The 24,151-nt window shown below is 68.6% G+C and carries 19 protein-coding genes and 4 pseudogenes; 10 read left to right on the top strand and 13 right to left on the bottom strand.

Annotation, left to right across the window (positions count from 1 at the left end; genetic code table 11):
- Nucleotides 1-322: 322 nt before the first annotated feature.
- The 3 genes and pseudogenes from ABT288_RS33270 to ABT288_RS33260 all read right to left on the bottom strand — a co-directional run.
- A pseudogene (locus ABT288_RS33270) lies at nt 323-542 on the bottom strand (GIY-YIG nuclease family protein); the annotation flags it as partial.
- A 113-nt stretch (nt 543-655) separates the two neighbouring features.
- Nucleotides 656-1,477 (bottom strand): hypothetical protein, encoded by an 822-nt coding sequence (locus tag ABT288_RS33265; RefSeq protein ID WP_351615789.1) that lies wholly within the window; start codon nt 1,475-1,477, stop codon nt 656-658.
- 112 nt (nt 1,478-1,589) lie between these two features.
- Nucleotides 1,590-2,228 (bottom strand): papain-like cysteine protease family protein, encoded by a 639-nt coding sequence (locus ABT288_RS33260; RefSeq protein WP_351615786.1) that lies wholly within the window; start codon nt 2,226-2,228, stop codon nt 1,590-1,592.
- A 246-nt stretch (nt 2,229-2,474) separates the two neighbouring features.
- Here ABT288_RS33260 and ABT288_RS33255 point away from each other — a divergent pair, with 246 nt between their 5' ends.
- Together ABT288_RS33255 and ABT288_RS33250 are read left to right on the top strand one after the other, a co-directional pair.
- Nucleotides 2,475-3,458, top strand: coding sequence for a hypothetical protein (locus tag ABT288_RS33255; RefSeq protein ID WP_351615784.1), 984 nt, complete (start codon nt 2,475-2,477; stop codon nt 3,456-3,458).
- A 13-nt stretch (nt 3,459-3,471) separates the two neighbouring features.
- Nucleotides 3,472-3,982 (top strand): annotated as a pseudogene (locus ABT288_RS33250) (DsbA family protein); the annotation flags it as partial.
- 171 nt (nt 3,983-4,153) lie between these two features.
- Here ABT288_RS33250 and ABT288_RS33245 read toward each other — a convergent pair.
- Nucleotides 4,154-4,429, bottom strand: a pseudogene (locus ABT288_RS33245) (NUDIX domain-containing protein); the annotation flags it as partial.
- Nucleotides 4,430-4,754: 325 nt separating this feature from the next.
- Here ABT288_RS33245 and ABT288_RS33240 point away from each other — a divergent pair.
- From ABT288_RS33240 to ABT288_RS33210, 7 genes and pseudogenes are all read left to right on the top strand, one after another.
- The gene (locus ABT288_RS33240; protein ID WP_351615781.1) at nt 4,755-5,441 is read left to right on the top strand and encodes a FadR/GntR family transcriptional regulator; all 687 of its coding nucleotides are present in this window, start codon (nt 4,755-4,757) and stop codon (nt 5,439-5,441) included.
- Complete coding sequence (locus tag ABT288_RS33235; RefSeq protein WP_351615779.1) at nt 5,438-6,880, top strand: tocopherol cyclase family protein; 1,443 nt, start codon at nt 5,438-5,440, stop codon at nt 6,878-6,880. Before ABT288_RS33240 ends, ABT288_RS33235 begins: the two co-directional genes overlap by 4 nt.
- Complete coding sequence (locus ABT288_RS33230; RefSeq protein ID WP_351615776.1) at nt 6,877-8,706, top strand: GMC family oxidoreductase; 1,830 nt, start codon at nt 6,877-6,879, stop codon at nt 8,704-8,706. Before ABT288_RS33235 ends, ABT288_RS33230 begins: the two co-directional genes overlap by 4 nt.
- Before the next feature lie 55 nt (nt 8,707-8,761).
- Nucleotides 8,762-9,144 (top strand): annotated as a pseudogene (locus ABT288_RS33225) (Hsp20/alpha crystallin family protein); the annotation flags it as partial.
- Nucleotides 9,145-9,453: 309 nt separating this feature from the next.
- The gene (locus tag ABT288_RS33220) at nt 9,454-10,632 is read left to right on the top strand and encodes an amidase domain-containing protein (protein ID WP_351615774.1); all 1,179 of its coding nucleotides are present in this window, start codon (nt 9,454-9,456) and stop codon (nt 10,630-10,632) included.
- Nucleotides 10,633-11,933: 1,301 nt separating this feature from the next.
- A complete protein-coding gene (locus tag ABT288_RS33215) occupies nt 11,934-13,010 on the top strand; it encodes a hypothetical protein (RefSeq protein ID WP_351615772.1) in 1,077 nt (358 codons plus the stop codon).
- A 137-nt stretch (nt 13,011-13,147) separates the two neighbouring features.
- Nucleotides 13,148-14,266, top strand: a complete 1,119-nt coding sequence (locus tag ABT288_RS33210) for a hypothetical protein (RefSeq protein ID WP_351615769.1) — start codon at nt 13,148-13,150, stop codon at nt 14,264-14,266.
- A gap of 330 nt (nt 14,267-14,596) precedes the next feature.
- Here the strand turns inward: ABT288_RS33210 and ABT288_RS33205 are convergent, their stop codons facing one another.
- The gene (locus tag ABT288_RS33205) at nt 14,597-15,466 is read right to left on the bottom strand and encodes an alpha/beta fold hydrolase (RefSeq protein ID WP_351615766.1); all 870 of its coding nucleotides are present in this window, start codon (nt 15,464-15,466) and stop codon (nt 14,597-14,599) included.
- Nucleotides 15,467-16,166: 700 nt separating this feature from the next.
- On the opposite strand from ABT288_RS33205, the gene ABT288_RS33200 reads away from it, so the two are divergent.
- Nucleotides 16,167-16,370, top strand: a complete 204-nt coding sequence (locus ABT288_RS33200) for a hypothetical protein (RefSeq protein WP_351615763.1) — start codon at nt 16,167-16,169, stop codon at nt 16,368-16,370.
- A 459-nt stretch (nt 16,371-16,829) separates the two neighbouring features.
- On the opposite strand, the gene ABT288_RS33195 is transcribed toward ABT288_RS33200, so the two are convergent.
- The 8 genes from ABT288_RS33195 to ABT288_RS33160 all read right to left on the bottom strand — a co-directional run.
- Complete coding sequence (locus ABT288_RS33195) at nt 16,830-17,138, bottom strand: EthD family reductase (protein ID WP_351615760.1); 309 nt, start codon at nt 17,136-17,138, stop codon at nt 16,830-16,832.
- A gap of 19 nt (nt 17,139-17,157) precedes the next feature.
- Nucleotides 17,158-18,813, bottom strand: coding sequence for an alpha-keto acid decarboxylase family protein (locus tag ABT288_RS33190; protein ID WP_351615757.1), 1,656 nt, complete (start codon nt 18,811-18,813; stop codon nt 17,158-17,160).
- A 19-nt stretch (nt 18,814-18,832) separates the two neighbouring features.
- A complete protein-coding gene (locus ABT288_RS33185; RefSeq protein ID WP_351615754.1) occupies nt 18,833-19,624 on the bottom strand; it encodes an MBL fold metallo-hydrolase in 792 nt (263 codons plus the stop codon).
- 29 nt (nt 19,625-19,653) lie between these two features.
- Nucleotides 19,654-20,688, bottom strand: a complete 1,035-nt coding sequence (locus ABT288_RS33180; RefSeq protein ID WP_351615751.1) for a sugar phosphate isomerase/epimerase family protein — start codon at nt 20,686-20,688, stop codon at nt 19,654-19,656.
- Nucleotides 20,689-20,707: 19 nt separating this feature from the next.
- On the bottom strand, nt 20,708-21,622 hold the full coding sequence (gene iolE / locus ABT288_RS33175) for a myo-inosose-2 dehydratase (protein WP_351615748.1): 915 nt from the start codon (nt 21,620-21,622) through the stop codon (nt 20,708-20,710).
- Nucleotides 21,619-22,161: a hypothetical protein gene (locus ABT288_RS33170; protein ID WP_351615745.1), complete on the bottom strand. Its 543-nt coding sequence runs from the start codon at nt 22,159-22,161 to the stop codon at nt 21,619-21,621. The genes iolE and ABT288_RS33170 overlap by 4 nt, the downstream gene beginning before the upstream one ends.
- Nucleotides 22,158-23,270, bottom strand: coding sequence for a ferritin-like domain-containing protein (locus tag ABT288_RS33165; RefSeq protein WP_351615742.1), 1,113 nt, complete (start codon nt 23,268-23,270; stop codon nt 22,158-22,160). Before ABT288_RS33165 ends, ABT288_RS33170 begins: the two co-directional genes overlap by 4 nt.
- Nucleotides 23,267-24,151 (bottom strand): GMC oxidoreductase (locus tag ABT288_RS33160; protein ID WP_351615739.1); only part of this gene is annotated, 885 nt, incomplete at its 5' end. The genes ABT288_RS33160 and ABT288_RS33165, both read right to left, overlap by 4 nt.

Raw genomic sequence — 24,151 nt, 5'->3', positions numbered from 1 at the left:
CGTGTGTGAATCCTCCCCACCTGCGGAAATGGCCTTTGTCAGCGACCGTGCTCGTGCATGGCGCAAGCGTGGCCGGCGAGCAAGTCGTTCTTGACGGTGTCGGCGGCCCGGCCCTTCCTCGGCGGCTGCCTTGAGCAGGTGGGAAACGACCGCACGGGCGGTGTGCGTCAAGCTCATGACGTTGATGTCGACCATGCGCCGCCGGCCGCTCAGGTCCGCGCCAGGAGCGGCCCGAGCAGCATGAGACCGGCGTTGCCGACCAGGATGTCCAGGCGGCCCAAGCCCTCAATGACCGCTCGGGCGCCCCGCGGCGGCCAGCGTCCTCGGTGGTGACCTCGGTCCGCTCCACCGGGGCGGCGGTGGTGACCAAGCTGCGGGTGCCGGGGGAGTGGCCAGGTCCTGGAAGTACGACGACAGCCGCTGACGCGGGCTATCGGCCTTGCCCGCGCAGATGACGCGGCCGTACTGGTCGCGAAACTCCTGGCCCCCGGCGCATCGGGGATCGGGGGCGGCTTCGGGTGGCGGCTGGAGGGGGCAGCCATTGGTTCACGCTGCTGGTCAGGACGGAAATCCGCCGCGTGGGCCCGGCGGACAACCCCCGTGCACCAGGCCGGGTGGGTCTGGGGCACGGGGGGCGCGGGGCTGGGCAGGCGGCTCAGCTGACGCGGCGCGTCTGTCGTATGCGGCGGACACCGAAACAGGCTCCGAGCAAGGCGGCGACGGACACGGCGGTGGTGCCCGCCATGATGGCTCCCCCGGCGGTCGCCGCGGGTGCGGTGGACGCGCGCGGGGGCGCGGTTGTACCGCCGTAACCGCCGCCTTCGCCGGCCCGGTCGTAGGCGGACCCCGGGAGCTTGTCGCCGTACCTCGCGTGCACCAGGCGTTGGTAGGCGCCCAGGGTCACGCCGCCCCTCCCCACGGCGCGCCGCGCGTCGGGGTCGAGCGGCAGCACGCGGCCGTCGCGCACCACGTACCAGGCGTCGATCTGCGGTTCCCGGAAGACGGGTCCGAGGCCGTGCGCCTCGCCGACGTAGTGGGTCTCGTCACCGCCCGTCGCGATGTTGACGACTTTCCACCCCTTCTCCGTCCGTACCGTCCACACCGAGGCGACCTGGCCGTCCGCGGAGACCGCTTTGCTCGCGATGAACTGCGGATCGGCGACAGGGGCGCCCGGGCGTCCGGCGACGAACCCCGGGTCCAGGAAGTAGACGGTTACCGAGGGACCGACCAGATGTGGCCGGGCCGCGCTCTGCGCGATCGCGCCATCGCGGGCGAAGAAGCGCGAGAGGGTGAGGAGGGAGGCTGGGGTTGACGCCGCCTTGCGCGCCTGAGCGGTGTCGGCGGCGGTGAAGGGTGTGGGGAAGTTGCCGACCGCCGCCGCGTGGGCGGTGGCGGGGGAGAGTGCGCCGAGGGCCGCGGCGGCGGCGAGCACCACGACTGCCGCGCCCTTGCGGATGGGGGTGCGGCCGGCGGACACGTGCCGGTTCGGTGTGCGGCGCCTCGGTGACCACGGGGTTGGTGACGGGCCGCTGGATGAGGCCTGGGCCGGTGTGGCCTGGATCGGTGACGTGCGGATCGCGGTCATGGGGTCACGCTCCGATCCGGTAGAGCGAGTGGGTCCACATGAACGCGTTGTTGTTGACGTAGTAGTTGTAATCCCCCCAGTTGTAGCGGTAGTTGGAGGGCCACGGGTCGCCCCAGTAGACCTGGTTGCCGGAGGTGTCGTAGCCGTACAGCACATGCATGTGCCCGCCTCCGGAGCTCCACTCGATGCGCGTCTCGACGGGACGGTCGGCGTTGATCTCCTTCTGCACGGTGTCGTAGTGCAGGTAACCGCTCACGTACGTACCGGGGTTGATGCCCATCCAGTCAAGGGCGCTCTGCACGTCGTCCAAGGCCGCCTGCCAGTTGCCGCAGGTGCTGCCCTGGGGCCGGTTGAAAGCCGCGTCGCAGAACTGGTTCTGGGTGTAGTCGCGTCCGAACCATGACGCGATGGTGTTGCCGCTCGCCGCCCAGCACCAGTTGCTGTTCTGCTGCGCCTGCATGGTGATGTTGAGGCGTTTGGCGACGGCAACGGCCGGGTGAGCGGCGACCCGAGCAGCCGTGGGCGCAGCGGAGACCGGAGCGGCGTGAGCGGTGGCCGTTGGCACCAGGGCGGGTGTCATGACGGCGATGGCGGCGAGGACCGCTGGCGCCAGCCGTCTGCGGCCCCGGGTGGTATGGGACATGGCGTTCCTCCCAGTCGGGGGTGGGGGTGGAGGAGCGCGTCCGGACGCTGCGACAGCAGCATCGATCTCTTGTCGGGTGCAGGTCAATGAAGTTATCCACAGGGCTGGCGGCACAGTGAACTGCACCCGTACGGTTGTGAACGCCACAGCAGGTACCAGCAGGTGGCAGCGCAAGCAACGCCCGTTCCAGGACAGGGAAGTGAACGTTCACGCTTGAACGATCAGAGCGGATGGAGGAGGGGCCCAATGGCAGCACACAGTACCGACCGCCGTGCTACCCCGAGCCGCGGCGATCCAGCCCTCGGCTCGTCCCGCCGCCCCACCCCCGAGGCCGCACTGGCCGAAGCCCTGCGCACCGGCCCGTTCTCCGCCGCGCTCCGGGCCGCGCTTGCCGCACGGGGGCTGGCTCTGCATCGCGTGCAGCACCGGCTCGCCCAGCGCGGCATCCGTGTCGGTGTGACCAGCCTCAGCTACTGGCAGCGCGGTGTGCGGCGGCCCGAGCGGCCCGAGTCGCTTCGTGCCGTCACCGCGCTCGAGGAGGTCCTGGAGCTTCCCCCGCACGCCCTCACCCGCCTGATCGGCCCACGTGCCACCGGCGACCATCCCCCAGCCCGTCCATATCGCACCCTCCTCGAGCCCGCCGCCGCGCTCGAATCGCTGCTGAGGAGCCTGGCGGCACCGGCGGACGGCGGGCTGCACACCGTGATCCACTACGAGCACGTGCACATCGGTGCCCATCGAGAGCTCGCCGCCCGCGACTCACAACACGTCGTACAGGCCCACCGCGATGGCGTCGACCGCTACCTCGCCATCCATCACGGCGACCCGGGCTGCGACACGGAACAGGTCCGGGTGCGCGGCCTCGGCAATTGCCGGGTCGGGCGGATCCGGCGGCACGGCGCTTCGGGGGTGGTCGTTGTCGAGTTGCTCTTCGACGGGCGGTTGAGAGCCGGGGAGACCGCTGTCCTCGGGTACCGCTTCGAGGACGGAACCGGCGTGTCCAGCCATGAGTACGTTCGCGGCTTCACCTATGGCGGCGGCCAGTACGTTCTCCAGGTCGGCTTCGACCGCGCCGCACTGCCCGTCCACTGCCGCCGCTTCTTCCGCCGCTCGGCGACCGCCCTTCGCGAGGCGGTCGCCGATCTGACAGTGAACGCCTATGGCTCGGTCCACCTCGTGGAGCAGCAGATACGGCCGGGCGTCCTCGGCATCACATGGGAGTGGGACTAACAGTCCATTTCACCGCGATCACATCCGAGGGCCGTACCGCGCTCCTGTGACCATCGTGGAGTACGGCGACTACGAATGCCCCTACTGCGGGCAGGCCGACCCGGTCGGCCGCGAACTCCTCGCCGGCTTCGGAGACCTGCGGTACGTGTGGCGCCACCTCCCCCTCACCGACGTGCACATCCACGCCCAACTCGCCGCCGAAGCCGCCGAGGCAGCGGCACGCCAGGGCCGCTTCTGGGACATGCACGACCTGCTGCTCAGCCATCAGGAGGCTCTCCGCACCGAGGACCTGCACGCCCATGCGGCTGCCGTCGGCCTGGACGCGGAGCGCTTCGAACGAGACATGTGCGCGGACGTCGGCGCAGCCCGCATCGCCGAGAACGTCGACTCAGCCGACCTCGGCAGCGTGGCCGGCACCCCCACCTTCTTCATCAACGGCCGCAGACACCACGGGCGCCTACGACCTCACCAGCCTCACCAACGCCGTCCGCGCAGCCCGCGAACGCTCCGCCGTCACCACGTGACGGAGCACGGCGGAGGGTCCTCGCCGTGAGCCGTCGACCATGTGGCTCTCGCGCCGAAGCCCGGCCCGCGACCTGAGCGCCGGGTCCGTCACGGGGTACGGACGTCGAAGGAGCCAACGCGCCGGTGGACCGGACCGATACGAGAACCGCCCGGTGAGCGGCCCCCGAGCTGGTCGTCCCAGGGTCCGTGCGGGGCCCCCGGTCGACAACCAGCAGCCGACGCAGGGTGTGGTGAAGGCCGAGTTGCTCGACCAGTTCCCGCCGGACGGAGCCCTTCGGTGGGTCGTTGGACTCCGCCATGCGGCCGGGCGGGTCCCATCCGGGTGTGGAGGCGGGGTTCACCAGGAGCACGCGCCCGGCCGCGTCCCGCAGGAGGACGTCGGCCGCCGCGCGCTTGCGGGCCCGCCTGGCATTTCCTTCCGCCGAGGATTCGTGCGCGGCGTGCATCGTCCATTGCGCCGGGCGGGTCGCGGCCGATGTGCACGGCGGCGTCCAGGTCGCCCCGGCGTCCGTGGACGTCCACCAGGGTGATCCGGCTCAGTACCGGCAACCGCGCGCTCCGCCTCCCGCAGAGTGATGGGCAACCTTGAGGAGCCCAAGCCAGGGAACGTCACTCGTCTTTGGCCGACTGCGCATGGCCTACCGACGCGCGGATGACGTTGCCCGACGGCTGTCAGGTGTCGGAAACAGCGATGGATCATGTCATGTCCATTGACCTCAGGGGCAACGTATTGGTTGAGTGGCTCATCCACTGAGTCACTGGGAGGACGGCGTGGAGGCACTGCCCCGCGAAACCATCGTCGATGTCCTGGAAAGCCGGCTGCGCGAGGACATTTTCACGGGACGCCATCCGGCCGGCAGTTACTTGCCGCCGGAGCGCACACTCGCCGACGGCTACGGCGTCACCCGCACCACCCTCAAGCACGCGTTCGGGCGTCTGATGCAGGCCGGACTGCTGGAGACGCGGCACGGTGTCGGCACCCGCGTGCGGGACTATCTGCGCCTGGGTGGTGCCGACTTGCTGCCCATGCTGGTGCGGCACAGCCCTGACTGGATCGGAGAGGTTTTCGAAGTGCGGCGTCACATCGGAGCGTTGATCGCCGAACGCGCCGCGGTCCGGGCGACCGACCGGCAGCGAGCCGAGCTGCGCACGCTGCTGACGGCTGTGGAGGAGGCGGCGGACGCCGACGCCGTACAGCTCGCGGACATCGAGGTCCACCGGGCCCTGGCCCGCGCCACCGGCAACCGCGTCTACGTCCTGCTGACCAATACCCTCTTCAACGCCTACCTGCCGGTGCGCGCCGCGCTCAGGCGACCCTTCGAGGATCCCGGACTGGCACACGGGCGCCTGGAGCCGTTGGTCGACGCGGTCGCGGCCGGTGACGGGGCGGGCGCCAGGCGGGCGGCCGAGCAGTATCTGACCGCGACCGAGCGGATCATGCTGGAGGGTCTCGCATGAGCGCGGACACGACCGCACACATGGCCACGGGCTCGGGCGGCTCGTCCACTCGTGGCACCCGCTTCAGCGAGACGATGCTCGGCACCCTGATGCTCGACGACGAGGGCCGCACCCGCCGGGTCCGGCTCGATCTGAGCGTCTCAGCGGACTGTGTCCTGCGGCTCCTCGGTACCACCCCGGCCCGGGCCACCGGCCGGATCCGCGTCACCGGCTGGGCCGACGACCCGTACGCCCAGGGCGAGTTGGAGATCTCGCCGCTCGCGCGCCGCCGTATCCGCTACCGCATCACCTTCACCGCAGGTGGTCGCCCGCTCACCCTCGACGGCTGGAAGTCCGTCACCCCGCGCAGGCCCGTCGCCTCGATGACTGTCCTGCCGTACACCCTCTACGACGACGGCGCGCGGATCGGCACCGGCACCCTGCGCTTCCCCCTCGGTACGCAACTCCTCCCCTTCCTCGCCGGTTTCCGCTTCCCTCGACGGGAGGATCCGGGCCTGTTCCTCGCACCCCGGTGGCGCGGCGAGCCGGGCCGTACCGAGGTCTGGTACACCACCGTCACCGACCCGGACACCGGCAGCGGGCTGTGGCTGCACCACGAACTGACCGCACCGGCCGACGGATCCGAGCCGTACGCACACGGCTGGGCCGCGGTGTTCCCCAAGGACCAACCCGTGCGGCACGCCCGGTTCGGCCCCGCCCCCTGGACTCCCGGGCAGTCCGGCTTCGACGCCGGCGGGGTCGCGGTCCGGCCCGGGCGCCTGACCGGGTCGGCCGAGGACGGCGCCCTGCGCTGGGAGCTCGCCGAACGGCCTGCGGACGAGCCGCTGTTCACCTTCCCCCGCTGGTCCTGGCGCCGGCCCCTGCTGCCGGCCGCGCAGATGCTCCCCGCCGCACGTGCCTTCTACGACGGCACCTTCACCCATGACGGTACGACGCTGACGCTCACCGCAGCCCCGGGCGCATCGGCTCGGATCCACGGTCACGGCAACGCCCGCCGCTGGGCCTGGCTGCACGCCGACCTCAGCGGCGGAGACGTCCTGGAGATCGTCGCGGCCGTGTCGATGCGCCCGGGCCTGCGCCGACTTCCACCCCTGGTCTTCCTCCGGCTCCGCCGGGACGGCCGCGACTGGCCCCGCCGCCCCGAGCGGCCGGCCGTCGGCTGGGCCGGAGCAGGGCGTTTCCGCGCCGACATCGGCCTGCCCACGTGGACGGTCACCGGACGCAGCGGCCTGCGCCGGATTCGGGTCGAGATCACCCAGCCGGCGGACCACACACTCACCCTGGACTACACCGACCCAGACGGCCGGCACGCTACCTGCCGCAACAGCGAACGCGCCGACGCCCACGTCCTGCTGGAACGGTGGTGGTTCGGCGGCTGGCGCACGGAGGCCGAGTGGACGCTCGACGGCACGGCCCACGCGGAGGTCGGCACCCGATGAGTCTCACCGGCCTGGTCTCCGCCCTCATCGCCGACGACGGCACCGATGACTGGCCCCGGCGCGTCCCCGCCCGGCTGCAGAGCGTCCTCACCACCATGCCGCTCGCCGCCCGGGCCGGCCTACGGACAGCCGCGCGCGGCATCGACGCCTATGCGGTGGTGCGCACCGGACGCACCCTGGGCGCCCTGACCACGCCCGAAAGGGAGTCCGTACTGAGCGCACTCGCCGCACATCCCGCCCTCCTCCCGCTGCTGGACGTGCTCAAGGTGCCCGTCCTCCTGGCCGCCGGAACGGAGCGGATGCTGCAGCACGGGCTCGCACCAGTCGGCCTCATACGCCAGGACCCGCCGCTGGATCTGACACCCGCGTCCGCGTGGCCCGCTCGCTCCACCGCCGACGCCGTGGTCGTCGGCTCGGGCGCCGGCGGGGCGATGGCCGCGCGGACCCTGGCCCGGGCGGGACTCGACGTCGTCGTCCTCGAAGAGGGAGAACACCACTCCACCGCCTCCTTCGGCCGGCGCACGCCCCTCGACCGGTTCACCGAGCTGTACCGGGACGGCGGGGCGACCGTCGCCGTCGGCAACCCCCCGCTGCTGCTTCCGGTGGGCCGCGCCGTCGGCGGCACCACGGTCGTCAACTCCGGTACCTGCTACCGCACTCCAGGACACGTCATCGCCGGCTGGCAGGGAACCGGTTTCACGCTCGCCGACGGCTTCGACCGCCACCTGGACGAGGCCGAGCGCACCCTGCGGGTGGCCACCCAGCCCCTCGACGTCCTTGGGAACAACGGTCGCATCGCGCTCGCCGGCGCCCGTCAGCTCCGCTGGCAGGCCACGCCGCTGCGCCGCAACGCACCCGGCTGCCAAGGCTCCTGCCAGTGCGTGGTGGGCTGCCCCACCGGGGCCAAACAGAGCGTCCAGCTCTCCGTGCTGCCCGACGCCTGCGCCGCCGGGGCCCGCATCGTCACCGGAGCACGGGTGGAGCGCATCCTCGTCGACGCGGACCGGCCCGGAGGCCCGCGCGTGGCCGGGGTGCGCGTCCACCGGGACGACGGCGGGCTCGAAATCCTCGCGCCCCTGGTCGTCGTCGCGGCGGGTGCGCTGCAGTCCCCGCCGCTGCTGCGCCGCTCCGGCCTTGGCCGACATCCACGGCTCGGCCGCAACCTCAGCGTCCACCCGGCCACGAGCGTCGCCGGACGCTTCGCCGAACCGGTTACCGCCTGGGAGGGTGTGCTGCAGAGCGTCGGCGTGGAGGAGCACCACGACGCGGGCATCCTCGTCGAGGCCACCGCCACCCCGCCCGGCATGGGCTCCTTCGTCCTCCCCGGACTGGGGGAAGAGCTGCGCTGCGAACTGGAGCGCGCCGACCGGCTCGCCACTCTCGGCGCGATGATCGCCGACCGCCCCTCCGGCCGTGTCCTCGGCCGTGACCGAACGCTGATCCGCTACGACCTGGACCGCCGCGACGCCGGTCGCCTGCTGCGGGCAGTCGGCGCCATGGGCCAACTGCTGTTCGCCGCGGGCGCCGAGGAAGTACTCACGGGCATCCCCGCCGCTCCCCGCGTCCGCAACCTCGCGGAACTGGACGCCGTCCTCGCGGGCGCACAGGCCCGGCACCTCCATCTCTCCGCCTACCATCCCACGGGCACGGTGGCTGCCGGCGGCAGTGCGCAGCGCTTTCCCGCCGACCCGATGGGCCGGCTCCGCGGCGTCCACGGTGTACTGATCACGGATGCCTCGGTACTCCCCAGCTGCCCCCAGGTGAATCCGCAGCTGAGCATCATGGCAGCGGCCCTGGCGATCGCGGAGGCGTATCTCGGTGCCTGACGGCATGTCGCCGCAATCCATGGCGACCGATATGTCGGGCTGGAGGCGTCTCACGATGTTGATGCGCACCGACGATTCCTTCCGTGGCCTCGACCGGCCGGCTCGGCAGCTGATGGGCCCGGGCACCTGGTCGCGGCCCTCCGCGGTGGCGACGGACGCCGGCTGCGGGGGCGAGGAGCACGTGGTGGCCTTCGACCTGCCGGGCGTCGGGCCGGAGACGATCGACATCGACGTCGAGCGAACACGCTGACCGTCAAGGCCGAGCGTCGTCGCGTGGCGAAGTCCGACGACGTGCAGATGGAACTGTCCGAGCGGCCGCTGGGCGTCTTCTCCCGCCAGATCGCGCCGGCCGACACGCCGGACACCGACCACATCAAGGCTGACCACGACCCCGGGGTGCCCACTTTGCGCATCCCGATCGCCGAGCGCCCCAAGCCCCCAAGCCCCCCAAGATCACTGCTGGGCGCCACCCGGTCGGCGAGGTACGCGCCCAGCCCGTACACCCCGCAGGGCACCGGCCCCCCGACCTCGGCGGCAGAAAGGCAACCGCCACCTGAACTTGAAGCCGCACGCATCCTCACGGCCCGGTGTGCGCCACGCCCCTGTGTGATCTGACCGCGGCGTCGAGCGGGCACGGAGCCGTCACATGGGTTGCAGGATCCTGGCAAGCCCATCCCGCAGTTCCGGGGTGGTGTGCCCCTAGCCTGGTGGGCGAGTTGATGCGCCATCAGTGAGGAGTGATTTGTCATGCACCGCCGCTCCCTGCTTCTCTCGGGACTGGGCGCCACCACGGCCGCTGCCACTGCCCTCACCGGGGCCGCGCCCGCGCCGACCACCGACCGGACAGAGCAGAGCCGAGACCGCAGCGGCGGCCTTCCCGCCGCGCAACACCGCCAACTGACCCTGCTGGTACAGCAGTACCTCGCTGACCGGGCGGCCCGGGTGACCGCCGCCCGGCCGGCGCCGCGCCAGGCCGCAGCCCTCTCCCTCACCTCTGATCTGCTCCGCGACTACCGCAGTGACGCCGACCGCCTCGACGGCGTCCGCGAACAGACCGCCGCGTTGCACAGCGGGTACACCCGCGCCCGCACCACCGCCGAGCTCACCGATGTCACCGTGCACGGCGGCACCGTCACTGCCCGAGCGGTGGAACACACCACGCTGTACTTCGCCCGCATCGCGCCCGGCACCCCGGCAAGCACCCGCTACCGCAGCGCGCACCAGGTGGTCTTCCACCAGCTCAACGGTGCCTGGGCGCTGGCGGGTTGTCGCTATCTGCCGACCAATGCGTACTCGCGCCCGCTGACTCAGTTCCCCGAGTCTATACCGGAGCCGATGCGCCCCCGGGTGGTACCGAACGCGGTTCCGCGGGCCGGTCGGCGCCCGGCCAAGGCCGATCCATCCGGCCGACAGCCCGCTGCCAAGCCTGCGGACGGCGGCTACGACTACGGCGCCATGATCTCCTACGCCGAGCAGTGGTGGAACGACCGCAACTTCCTCTCGTACCCGGTCTACGACGACGACTGCACCAACTTGATATCGCAGTGCCTCGTCAACGGCGGCTGGCTGACCGAAGGCTCCTGGCCGGACAATTCCCGCGACGACAACTCCTGCTGGTACTGCTACGGGTTCTTCTACAACACCTCATACACCTGGGCCGGCGCCGAGAACTTCTTCATCTACGCCACCCAGAACTCCAAGCGCACCACCGTGCTCGACAACGCCTATGAGCTGGCTCCGTCGGACATCCTGCAGTACAACTTCTCCCACGCTCCCAACGACATCCAGCACACCCAGATCTGCACCGGCTGGAACGAATCACCACTGATGACCCAGCACACCGACGACTACGCCGACCGCCCCCTCTCCGAGATCCTGTCCGATCCCGCCAACGGCAATGCGTGGCTCTACCCCCTGCAGACCTGAGGGCCATCTACACGGGCACAGCCCGTCAGACGAGGACGGCGTCCGTCTGGACTGCGTCCGCGCCGACCACGACGCCGGCGAGCTCCCTGCGGTCCACCACCGCAGGGGACATGACCTCTCTCGGCCGATGTCGTGCACTTCCCGCCTCCGGGCGGTGCGCATCCCGTGTCCAGGTGCAGCGCCACCCCGCACGCGCCCTCCCGCCCTCGGGAAAGGACCCCTTGACCAGCCGCGAGTTTTCGGGGTTTGTCCGTGACCGCGCTTGCCACCACCCCGGCGATGCCACGCGCAGTGCCGTGCGGGGTACGGACGTTCGGGCCACCACCCGGCGACCTGGATCTGGAGGGGTTGTCCGGTGGTGTCGGTTCTCGCTCATGTAGCCATTGCTGCCTTGACGCCCGCGAGCACTGTTGGGCTGGGGCGCCAGTCACGTGGGGACGAAGTCGAGTGGCCTGCAGCGGCCGTGGCAGCGAAGTGGATCTTCGTGGTCGATTCACGGGGTGACCGGCCGATGGCGTGATGGTCGGGCTCATCTGCCGGGCTCGGGCATTCCTTTGCGGGCATGGTCGGGTCTTGGTGGGTCCGCACGATGGCGGAGTCCACCGAGACAGCCCCACTTCACATCCTCCTCCGCGTTGACCCGGTCCATCAGCGTGGTGAGCACCCGCACCCGCGAGCCGTCGACGGACGACACCCAGCTCGGCTGTCCGTCCTGGGAGTAGCGACTGGACTCCCGCACTCGATAGGCACCCCCCACGATCCCCTGTGCTCTCATCCAATTACCCAGCCAAGGGCTGTCGTCTTTTCGTGTTCGGCACCAGTAGTGCGTGCCCTCGGGGCGCTGCTTCAATCGGCTCCGCCCTCAAGCCCCGAACACAGAGGATGTGGCATGGAACTGCGCACATGGCCGCATCCGGCAGCGGCGGCCGTCGTGGTGATCCCCCGACGGACCGGCGGCGCCCGGGCGGTGGCAGCCCGTGTCGCGGCACTCACGCGTTTCCGGCTCCCTGGATCGCCGGAACGTGACCGGCGACCGCGCTGGTGTGCCCAGCCGGCTGAGCCGACGTCGTGGGCACCGGGCTGCGGAGCGTAAGGCTCTCCGCGCAATGGGGCCCGCGCAATGGGGCGGTCGGCGTGTGCACCCCTTCCACTCCCGGCACCCCCAGCCGACCACCGTTCGGCTTTCCACCAGTCGGCCTTCCAGTCGACGGACACGACGGCACCACGGGCCGAGGACTGCGCATCGAACCACGCCGCCGTACTCGTGTGCACCACATGGACACCTCGAAAGGGAGAACTCGATGACAGACATGTCCCTGCGGCGCTTTGCTGCAGGAAAAACGCTGGTCGTGGGGGTCTTGCTGGTCCTGGCGGCGCCAGGGGCCGCGTACGCCAACACTGTGAGCGTCACGGTGCGAACGCCCGGCGCCACTCCCGGACCCGCAACCATCGACTCTTCGATCTCCACCAGCGCCCACTGCGCCAGCGGTCTCCTCTCCGGCGGCGGGATCGACCAGGCCACCGGCACCGGGGCGGGGGTGAACGGCAACCACGTGCTGGGCACCGAGCCCAGCTCGGACGGTGGCACTGAATACACCGGCTCAACCGGGGTCGTCGGCACCGACACGGCGTACTGGATCGCGAAGGGCGGAAGCGGAGGGCAGGTCAACTCCTCCTTCTCCACCACCCCTTACGCGGTCTGCTTCACCAGCAACCGGGTCAACCACACCCAGGTGGTCATGAACAAGGTGAACGCACCCACCACCGCGGGGACAACGGGTCTCGTGACGGCGACCTGCCCGGCCAACACGGTCCTGCTCGGTGGCGGTGCTCTGGTCACACCGGGCAATACCGGCAACTTCAAGGCGATCGCCAGCTTCCCCACCTTCAACAACTCCGCACACGACTTCGGAAAGAAGGCCGCTGCGGACGGAGAGACCAACCCCGACTCCTGGAGCGCCGTCGGGTGGGACAACAGCACCAACGCCGGCAACGAGACGTACGCCTACGCGATCTGCAGTGGCAGCGGTATCAACATCAGCGGCGTCACCGTGAAGGTCCGCTACAGCGAGGCGAACGGCCCGAACACCGGGAGCACAGGCCAGAACACAACCGTCAGCTGCGGAGTTGGCGACGGGAACCTGGTCAGCGGGGGCGCGGCCATCAGCGGGGGCAACGTGACCACCACCGACTTCACCGGACCGGGCTCGGCCGGCGACCACCTCAACGGAAGCTTCCCCAGCGACTCCAGCGGCAACCCCGTGAGTGACGGGACCACGACGACGGCGTCCTGGACGGCGTTCACTCACACCGGCGGGATGACGTCGACGGCCAACCACTCCGACGTCTGGGCACTGTGCGCCAACGACGGCGTCTGAGTCAGCGGCACACCACTGACCTGCGGGCGGGCACGCAACCCCGGCAGCCCGCCCGCAGAGCACCCGGCCCGCCGAGGTCACCCACAGAACGCTGTCCCGCCACGTTCACCGCGTTGACACCAGAAAGGCAGAATTCGATGAAGAAGAGGCTTTCCCGGAAGTCCGCCCTGGCGAAGATACTCATCCCGGGCGCCGTTCTCGCCGTAGCGGTTCCAGAGTTCGCGTACGCCGACACCGCGAGCGTCACGGTGATGAGCCCCGGACCCACCATGGGCCCGGCAACTCCCTTCACCGGTGTCTCGTCCCACGCGGACTGCGGCCAAGGTCTCATTTCCGGCGGCGGGATCGACCAGACCACCGGCAGCGACAGGGCAGGGAACGGCAACCACGTGATGGGCATCGCGCCCAGTCCCGACGGTGTCACCGAATACACCGGCTCAACCGGCGTCGTCGGCAGCGACGTCAAGCACTGGCTCGCGTTCGGCGGAAGCGGGAGCAACTCCAGCCCCGACTTCTCCACCACTCCCTACGCGGTGTGCCTTTCCAGCAACCGGATCAAGCACACCCAGGTGGTCATGAACAAGATCGCCGGACCCTCGGTCGGGCAGACGGCGAAAACCGTCGTGGCAACCTGCCCGACGGGCACGGTCCTGCTCGGTGGGGGCGCCCGAACCACCCCCGCCGGCGTCGGCAGCCTCAAGCCGATCGCCAGCTTCCCCACCTTCAGCGACGCCGCACACGACTTCGGCCAGGAAGCCGCTGCGGACGGGGAGACCAACCCCGACTCCTGGACCGCCGTCGGGGGAATCGGCGGCGGACGCGACAGCGACAACACGACATACGCCTACGCGATCTGCAGTGGAGACGACGTCAACGTCCGAGGTATCACGACGACAGTCCACTTCCGTGAGCTGAGCGGCCCGACCACGGCAGGCACGAGTCAGACGGCAACAGTCGGCTGCGCCGACGGGGCCGGAGAACGCGACAACGGAAGGGAGCATCACGTGCTGGTCAGTGGCGGCGCAGCCGCCAGCGGAGGCAACGTGACGACGACCGACTTCACCAAGGCAGGGTCGGGCGGAACCCACCTCATCGGAAGCTTCCCCAGTGACTCCGATGGCAGCCCGGTCAGCGACGGGAACAGCACGGCCGCATACTGGACAGCCGACATCCACGTCGGAGGGTCACCCTCACCGAACACATACTCCGACGTCTGGGCGCTCTGCCTGAACCTCGATCATGGACACGAAGAATGATCACGGCGAACCGCGCTCGGCCGACGTCCGCAGGGTGGTCGATCAGTCGGCCGGCGTCCAACGCGCGCCGTTTGAAGGCGATACGGCCCTGGAGCTCGGTGGCGTGCCTGGGCAGTGCGGTGAATTCCCAGGCGGCGCGTACGGTGTTGTGGTCGCCGGCGTGCCGACTTTGCCACTCGGTACCAGAGCCTGCTCGTCGACGTCTTCGCGGGGGAGTAGGCGACCGGGCAGCGGCCCGGTTCGTGAGGCAGGATCACGTTCTCACTGTCAGCGTGCCAGGGAGGGGGTACGGGGTCCACGGCCGCCGCAGCCGCCCGTACGCCCTGCGCGTCAGGAGAGGACGCGGGCGAGGAAGCCGCGAATGTGCTCGGTGATGGTCTCGAGGTGGCTCTCCAGGGCGAAGTGCCCGGACTCGAGAAGGTGGATCTCGGCATCGGGCAGGTCCTGGCGGAACGCCTCCGCGCCCGCGGGGCCGAAGATCTCGTCGCCTGCTCCCCATACCGCCAGCAGCGGGACCTGGGAGTCGCGGAAGTACTGATGAACGCGCGGGTAGAGGTCCACGTTGGTGGGGTAGTCGCGGAAGAGCTTGAGCTGGATCTCGTCGTTGCCGGGGCGGTCCAGCAGCGCCTGGTCGTGGACCCAGTTGTCGGGGCTGACCAGGCTGGGGTCGGCGACACCGTTCACGTACTGCCAGCGTGTGATCTCGGGGGTCAGGGAACCCCGCATGGGGGCTTCGGTGTCCGGTCCCGGGGCCTTGGCGTAGGCGAATACGCCGTCCCAGAAGGGCTTGACGAAGCCCTCTTCGTAGGCGTTGCCGTTCTGGGTGATGATCGCGGTGATGCGGTCGGGTGCCTGGAGGGCGAGTCGCCAGCCGATGGGGGCGCCGTAGTCCTGCACGTACATCGCGAACCGGTCGATGCCCAACTTCTGGAGCAGGCCGGAGGTGACCTCCGTGAGGGCGTCGAAGGTGTACGGGAAGTCCTGCAGGGCGGGCATCGCGGACTGGCCGAACCCGATGTGGTCGGGGGCGATCACGTGGTAGCGGTCGGCGAGCGCCGGGATCAGGTGGCGGAACATGTGCGAGCTGGTCGGGAAGCCGTGCAGGAGCACGACTACGGGTGCCTGAGGGGTGCCGGCCTCCCGGTAGAAGACCTCGAGGCCGTTGACGGTGGCGGTGCGGTGGTGGACTGCGGAAGACATGCTACTAACCTCTCAATCAAGGTTCACCGGTTAGATCCCTAGTCGAGCACACTCGAACTAACTCGTCAAGACGCATTTGGTGGTTAGATTGCGATCAGGGTGCCACCGCGCCCAGGCGACGGAACGTCGGCCTCCCTTTCAAGCCTCCGTCCGCGAATGGTCATCAGCCAGTGCACAGCCAGCCCAGGCCGGTAGCGCCGCACAGCCAGGCGCAGGACACAGAACTGCGCCTCCATGGGCGAGCGCGGCGAGGCCGTGGGCGCCGCGGTGGCGCTGTCTGTTGAAGAAGGAGGTGGGTGTCCCTGAGACCCTGATGCGGTCGGAGGAGGTTGGCCGCCGCGGCTTCCACGGGTTCCGCGGCTTTCGCCGCCAGACGTGCGTGCGCGTGAATGTCGCCCAGCGGCAGATGGCGCCAGACGCAGCGCACGTCAGGCCGTGGGGGCAGCAGGTCGCGGTGGCGGGGTCGGCATCACTGCCGTACGGCACTCATGGTCGCGTACTCGTCCACGCCCCGGTCCGGGACGACCTGAACATCACCCTGCTGGAGCCGCTGCTGCGGCGCACCGCGGCCGGTACCAGGCGCAGCTCTTCGTGCTGCTGCATCTCGGGGCAACGGCAATGCCTTGGCGCGCGATCAGGGCCCTGTCCGTTCTGCCGGGCTGCTGACCGTCCGGATGGCGCGGGCCTGGTCCAGGACCAGTTGGCGGATCCGGAAGCGGCCACGCCCTGGCAGCAGGCCCACGGCGACAGCGGAACCGCGGACGTGCTCCGCAACCCCGTGCAGGCGCGCGATGCCCTCCAGGACGTGGTGCGCGGCAGCCGATCCGCCGCGTCAGGGGTCGCGGTCCTGGAAGTCGTCGTCTCCCGCCCGCTCCTCTCGCCTGCGGGGAGCCGTGGAAGCTAGGAGGCTCCTGCAGCGCGTCGGATGGGGGCAGAAGCGGTCACTCCGGGTCGACGCCGGGCTCGGTGCGGGTCGGCCCGGTGACGCTGCCGACTCCGTCGGACGTGAAGACCTCGGACGTGCAGCGGATGGCGCCGCCGTCGCCAAGCGCGCCCGACCACGCCTTCTACGTCAGTGGGACGCTGACGGCTGCCGAGCGGATGAGGGGGTTCGTCGATGGCGAGGACGGCTTGGAGCCGGCGATGCTGTGGTTGTCCGAGGGCGGGTTCCCGTCGGCCCCCGCCTCGGCCCGGGCCCGTGAGGGTGTGCAGGACGCGGGTGCAGCGGGTGACGAACTCGGGCCCGTAAAGCGCAATGCCCCCGCAGCGGCATGCGACGACCCGCCCCGCCACGGCACGGCGCGGGACATATCGGGTAGTCAGCGGCTCGCTGCGAGGACACCACGCCTCGGAGGAATCGAGATCAAACCTCCTCGACATCTGTGAAGAGGAGCCGCACACCGCCAGTCGCCAGCTCGAAAACCTTGGCGACAAAGGCCGATGCCTCTTCGGTCGTCACGGCCCTGCTGGCCGCGTCGTAGTCGGTGAAGTACATGTCGAGTACGCGATAAGCCGGCGTCGCGCTGCCGTCCTCCTTCGGCCAGACCTTCGCGCTCTCGATCCTGTTGACTCCGGGGATCTTCTTCGCCAGCGCGATCTGCTCGTGGTGACCGGCCTCGAACTCCTCGGGGGATTTGGGGTTCTCGTAGATTGCAGTGATCTTCGTCGGCATTACTCTCGCTCCTTGTCCGCTACTGGGTCTTCCATTTCGCATTTTCGGGAATCGATTTGTCAGGCACCCGGACCTGGATGATGGATGGGCTGTTCGAGTTCTTCAGAGCACCCATCACGGCATCCGTCAGCTCTCCATAGGTGCCGACTTCCCACCCCTGACAACCGAATACCTCTGACAGCATGCTGTAGTTCCACCGGTGCAGGACACACGGCTTGTAGAACGGCTTGTCGGCATGGAAAACCGATGCATCGGCTAGCCACTGTTCCACAGCGTAGACGCCATTGTCGATGACGAAGATGATCGGGTTGAGCTTGAAGCGGGTCTGCGTCGAGAGGCATTGGGCGGTCATTTGGAAGCCGCCGTCGCCCGAGAAGACCATGACCCTTTGGTCGGGCCCCTTCGCCAGGCAGATACCCGTCGCAGCCGGCGCGCTGTAACCGATCGACGAATAGGACGACTGAACAATGAACCCACCGGGCCTTGGCACATCGAGCAGCAGGCTCCCGAAGTAGTTCATGCTGGCATCGCTGCTGACGATGGTTTTCCTGTCGATGTACTGCTGTATGAAGTTGTAGAACCCCTGATACGTGATCACGTCGGACGAGCCCACGGTCGGGGCGCTACGAGCCGGCTTTTCCGGCAGCTTCCGCGTCTTGGACTCGACTTTTTCTGCCAGTATGCCGTCTATCAGGTGCTCCAGCGCGACCTGTCCGCCGAAATAGGTTCCGAACTTGACTGCGTCCATCGACGCGAACGCGGTCTTGTCGAAGTCCGGGCTCCAGCCCAGCGAGTTGATGTCCGTCAGCCACACGCCGAGGGCCAGTATGAAGTCAGACGTCCTGGCCAGATCTGTGACGGCCGTCGATGATGCCTGGCCGTCGAGTACGCCGACGAACAGCGCGTCATCCTCGGAGAGGACGGACTTGCTGAGGAGCTCCGTGACGAACGGGACGTTCAGTTGCTGGATCAGCCTCATGGCCTTCTGTTGAAGGCCGAGCCGGTCGATCTCCACACCGACCCAGATCAGAGGGTTCTCAGCGCTCTCGAGCTTCGCGCAGATCTGTGCGACCGACTGTTCCAGGCTGGTCTCGTCCGAGAGTATCCTGGCCGGCTTCAGCACACCGCGCGGCGGCTCGCACTCCAAGTCGACCATGTCCTGGAGCAGTTCGATATAGATCGGGCGTCGTTCGCTTATGCACTGGGTCAGTGCATAATCTATCAGCATCGGCGCGAGGTCCGGATTGTCGAGTCGCACGGCTGCGACCGTCAGGTGCTCGAACGACTGAAGGTCCGTTTCGCGTCCACTGATGAAGTGATGTGCGCTGAAGCCGGTCTGCTCGAAGGTGAGGGTCTTCTTGATGCTCGGCGTGCCGTTGATCAACACCAGCGGCACCTTCTCGACGTAGGCACCGGCGACCGCGTTCACGGCGCACAATGCACCTGCGGAGTAGGTGACACAGAGCGCTCCGATACCCTTCAGCCTCGCGTATCCGTCCGCCGCGTAACCGGCATTCACCTCGTTGACTTCTTCGATGATCTCAATGCTGCTCGGCGTGACGTAGCGGTTCAGCCAGTCTATCGAGTAGTCGCCCGCGATGGAGAACAGATGCTCCAGGCCCAGTTGGCGGAGCCGGTCTACCAGATACTGTCCTACGGTGCAGGTCTCGTTCATGGTCTGATTGCCTCCGTGGTCAGTAGTCGCTCGCGCCGCCGAACAGCCGGGGCATGTAGATGTCGAATATGCCCGGGCACTTCCGTTCGGGATACCGCTGGAGCATGAAATCCTTGAAGGCGTCGTCCGTCAGCCCATTGCCGATTGCCTGCCGGGCGGCAGCGAGGTACTCGATGTTGCGCGCGACTTCGTTCTTGTCGGCCGGCAGGCCGTGGCCCGGCATGAACAGCGCGTAGTCCGACAGCAGCATTTCCTGGAGCACTCGCATCCAGTGGTCCATATGCTTCGTCAGGTACAGATGGGTGCCGCTGTAGATCAAGTCCTGAGCGAAATACACTCCGAGCTCAGGAAGCCTGATGGTCAGGTGGTAGTCGATTTCGGTGTCTGTCACCCGGTCGAAGACGTACCTGACCCCGTCGATCGTCTCGGTGCCGGGGCTGACGGCTTGCTTGGGCACGACGATCTGGTCCGGAGCGAGGTCGCCGAGTTTCCAGTGGTCACTTCTCGAGGCTTCTCCGTGCTCCTGGATGAAGCTCATGGTCTCAGGCAGCGAGTGGATCGCGATGTCGCTGAACGCTGTCCCCGAACCGAACCAGTGGTCGGGGTGCCGGTGGGAAAGGTACAGCCGCTCGATCGGCTTGCCCAGGCTGTCCGCGTAGTCCCTGAACGCCCTTGCATAAGGCACGAGAAACTGCGCGTCGACGAGAACCAGCTGGTTCCTGGTCTCGATGATGTGCGTGGCGTTCGCGATGTTGCTGTACGCGAAGGATGAGACGAGGGTGTGAATACGGACATCGCCTGTCTGCTTCACGACCATGATGATGGGATCTGACACCTGGGCTAGCATTCGGGACCTTTCCGAGGTACGCGGGCGGAAGGAGTGATGATCTGCTCTCGCAGTTCCTCCAATGCGGCCCTGGCGACGTCGTAGGCGCTGTCGACGTCGGGCACCGGGTCGTCCTCGCCGGGCCGCCAGAAGCGCCGGCGTGCCATGCGCATGGAGTTGACGAACGGTGGGATCGCGTTGAACACCTCGATCAGGTACGGCCCGCGATACACCGGCTCGATCTCGGTCCGGATGATGTCCCAGGGGATCCAGCTGTCTTTTACCGCACCTCGGTCGGGTGCAGATATGTGGACGTAGTGGAGCCGACCCTGCCGCGCGGCTTTCGCGACATTGTCCTTGAAGATCGACGGGCCCTGGCTTTCCATCACGACTTGCGCGGTGTCGATCGTCACGCCGGCCTGCGCGTGCTCGAGGCCAACGAGGAAGTCCAGTGCCTCCGACACCATGTTGGGTGGAGGCGTCTCCCAGCTCTTGACGGGCTCGATGGCGAGCTTTACTTCTCGCGCGGTGGCGTACTCCGCCAGATCCTCGAAGACGGAACGTGCCGCGTGATAGCGCGACTCCATCCAGTCCTGGAGGGCGTCGCTCCATATCGGCTCATCGGCTTCGGTGAACGGAAAGACGCCGTAAGGGTAGAGGAACGGGCCTGACATGATCGAGTCGCCGCCCAGGACCCGCGTGATGTCGACGCGTGACTTGAGGTAGGACAGGGCCTGCCTGCGCTGCTCCTCGTAAGGTGATGTCGGGTCGAAGGTCCGCGTGGTCCCGACATTGGTCGTGAACTTCACGTCCTTCAGCCCGGCCTGGTCGAATGCCTTCTTGAGGGCGACATAGCTGTCGGTCTCGAGCTTGTGATCGACGGTCGCGGGCTGGGCGGCGATATGCAGGTCGAAGCCGTCGTAGCCCATGTCCGTGAGGGTCTTCAGGTGATTGATCAGGACCTGCGTGTAACGTGAGTCCTGCGGCCTCAAGTCGGCCGTGAACATGAAGAAGCTGAAGAACACGTCCCGTTTGAACGTCGCGTTCATTCCCGGTGTCCTCCTTTCGCTACCAGCCCAAGATGTCGGCGAGATAGGCGCGGGCCTTTTTGGCGTACTCGAGCGGGACGGCCTTGTTCGGGTCCTGCTCGGCTTCCACGACCAGCCATCCCCGGTAATCGGCGTCGGCCAGCACTTCGAGGATGGGCCGGAAGTCGATCGCGCCGTCTCCGGGCACGGTGAAGACGCCGAGCTCGACGCCCTCCTGGAACGACAGGCCCTCTTCCCGTACCCTGCTCACGACCTCGGGCCGGATGCTCTTCAGATGGACGTGGCCGATGCGGTCGGCGTAGGTCCGGGCCATGTCCAGCGGATCGTCGCCGGCGAAGGCGATGTGGGCCGTGTCGAGCAGCAGGTGGACCAGGGCCGGATCGGTCGAGGCCATCAGCCGGTCGACGTCGGCCCGGGTCATGACACCGGTACCCATGTGGTGGTGGTAACTGAGCTTCATCCCGGCCGAGTTGGCTATCTTGCCGAGCTCGTGCAGGCCCGACGTGAGGGCGTCCCACTGGGCGTCGGTGAAGACCGGGCGGTTGGCGAACACATCGACCGGGAGCAGGTGTGAGGAAGCTCCGAACTCGGCCACGACCAGCTCGGTCCCGCCCAGCGCCTTGATATGGGCCAGGGTCTCCTCGAAGGCGGCGATCGTCTTCTGCCGCATCTTGTCGATCGTGAAGTACGTGCTCGTCCAGGGCTCGGACACACTCAGGCCGCGGAGATCGAGGGCGGCCTTGAGCGCGGCGGCGTCCGAGGGGTACTTGTGTCCGATGCTGCAGCCCTGGAAGCCGGCGAGCGCCATCTCGCTCACGGCCTGGCCGAAGGAGATGTCGGCGTCGATGGTGGGGAAGTCGTCGTTCCACCACAGGGTGCAGCAGACGCCGAGCTTCACCTTGTCCGGGCCGAGGCGGTCAGCCAGTCCTGTCATTTCGTCGCCTCTTTCAGGTAGCGGTCCGCGATGCGGGGTGGCTGAGCCCAGGAGCCGTAACCGGGCCCCTTGGCACCTGGAGGATTGGCCCCGATGGCCTGCCACAGCAGCCCCTCCTGGTAGGAGGCGGCGGTGACCGTGGATGTTTCGCCCGCGGTACGGGCCCCGTAGCAGTCGGTCCACTCGGGCGGCAGCGCGTACCACATCCCGGCGTACCAGAGTTTGATCACATTGCGGGCCACCGGGCCGAGGCGGTCATCACTGAAGATCCGGTGGCGCAGGGCCCGGTCGAGCAGGGCCCGGTCGAGCACGAACCGGTCGTGGCTTCCGGCGTCGCCGGCTGCGTCGGCCCGGGCGGCCCGGTGGGCGTCCAGGAGGGCGGTGACGATCTCGTCGCCGCAGGCGGCCCGCACTTTGGCCAGGTACCGGTGGGCCAGACCGGTGCCGAGCAGTTCGGTTTCCTCGAAGGCGGTGAGGTCGACCGACAGGCGGAGGAACTCGCCGAACTCCTCGAACTGCTCCAACGACGGGGCGGTCACCGTGTCACCTCCTGCGCTGTCTCACCGGCGGACCGAGAGGCTTCGGGATCGGATCCGACCGTGGTCGGGATCTCGAAGGTGGGTGCGGCGTGCAGGCCGTCGCTGCCCGGCAGGGGGTTGCAGACCAGCCGGTTGAACCCGTCGCGCAGGCGGAACATCGCGCAGACGGCGTCCTGCAAGAGGCCTGGCTGCCCGTTGAACGCCTTGGTGAGCAGGGCGAGGAAGGCCCCGTAGTCGGCGTTGAAGTCCCGGGCGGTACGGGCGAGTTCCGATCCGGGCGGGAAGTCGGCCAGCCGGGCGCTGACCTTCACCTTGTACACATCGTCCCAGGAGATGCTCAGCGGCGGCCCCGATGGTGCGTCGGGTTCGTCGCCCAGCTGGTAGTAGCGGCCGAGGTGCAGTTGCCGGAACCGGTAGTAGTGGGCCAGCTCCCCGTCCGCGTCGTAGATGCCTGAGTCGAGGCCTTCGCCCTGAGCGGCGATGAATCGGAGCGCCTGGCGGGCCGAGTCCAGATCGGAGACGACGATCACCGCCCCGCCGCCGGAGTAGTAGTACTCGGGCCCCACCTGCAGGGCCGGACTCCCGCAGAAGAGCCCGGGGTCGTCGGCCGCCACCTTCTCGAGTCCTTCGATGATCTCCTCGTAGAACTCGCCGATGCTGTAGAAGTGCATCCCCTCGATCGTCGGGCTGGAGGCCAGGAGTGGCCTCCCGCTGTCCGTCGTGCGCACCAGCCGTGCGTCGGCGCTGGGGGCCTTGCCCGGCCGTTCGATCTTGCAGAACGTCTCCACCGCCTCGGGGGAGAAGGGTCGCAGGTCGACGGTGAAGTCGTTTTCCCCGTCGGGCAGGTAGGCGGGGTAGGACGGCACGAAGCCGGGGTGGGTCAGGTCGGGCTTCCCGCCGATGGCGTTCAGGACGTTGGCGACGAGGGTCAGATGCAGCATCTCCTCCACCGCGGCCACCCGGATGATGTGGGCGGCGTCGGAGTTCGTGGTGGAGCGTATGGAGTAGTACGCGGTCAGGTACGGGGGGATGGTCGCGTGCTCGAGCGCCAGCGCCGCGTTCAGATAGCTGATCAGGTCGTCACGCTTTTCGATGGTCGACGCGGTCACTGGGTCACCTCCTGAGGCCAGCGCCGGGCGGCGGCGTTCGAGGTGACGCTGATCGGTGCGGTGTCGGAGTCGAGCTGGGCCAGCATGGCCCGGGCGCTGCGCAGGCACAGGGCGGCGATGGTGAGGGTCACGTTCGACGTGCCCACGGTGGGCATGCTTCCCCCTCCGACCAGGTACAGGTTCTCGTAGTCCCAGCAGCGCTGATCCGGGTTGACCACCGAGGTCGACGGGTCGGCGCCCATCGTGTGGGTGCCGGCGAGATGGTTGCCCCCGCGGATCTCGTACCCCTCGCCGGCGTGGACGGTGTAGCCCCAGAAGTTCGGGTCGTACACGGTATGGTCCTCGGCGCCCAGCCGGGCGAAGATCCGCCTCGACAGCTGGCGGGCGTAGGCCACCCCCCGCATCGTGTAGTCGGGGATGTCGTAGGCGAGGACGGGCCGCATGTTCCCCAGCGCGTCGGTGAAGTCCGGGCTGACCGTGATCCGGTTGCTCGGGTTGGCGGGCACCTCGACCATGAACGCCAGCTGCAACTGGCGGGACACCCGGTCCACCACGCCCTGGCGCAGCGACTCGCCGTAGCGGCCACCGGCGTCCACCAGGTCGATCAGGTCCGTCATCGGCGCCCCCCGCGCCCAGCCCCAGCCGTCGTTGTGGATGTCGACACTGAACGCCGCCTGGTGGCTGCGGAAGCGGCCCCCGCGCAGGTCGGTGATACCGCCCGTGCAGTTCGTGCCCCGGAAGGTGCCGGCCACCTCCGGCAGCAGGCCCCAGGCCAGCAGGTAGGCGTGGTCCATGAAGTTCCGCCCCATCAGGCCGCTCGAGCCGCGCAGGCCCGAGGCCAGCATCAGCCGGGGGTTCTCCACCGCGTTGGCGGCCAGAAC

The sequence above is a fragment of the Streptomyces sp. NPDC001093 genome (genome assembly GCF_040298985.1).
In the GTDB taxonomy this organism is placed as follows: domain Bacteria; phylum Actinomycetota; class Actinomycetes; order Streptomycetales; family Streptomycetaceae; genus Streptomyces.
Note: the sequence above shows the minus strand (reverse complement) of the source record. Positions and strands in the feature narration are given on the sequence as shown.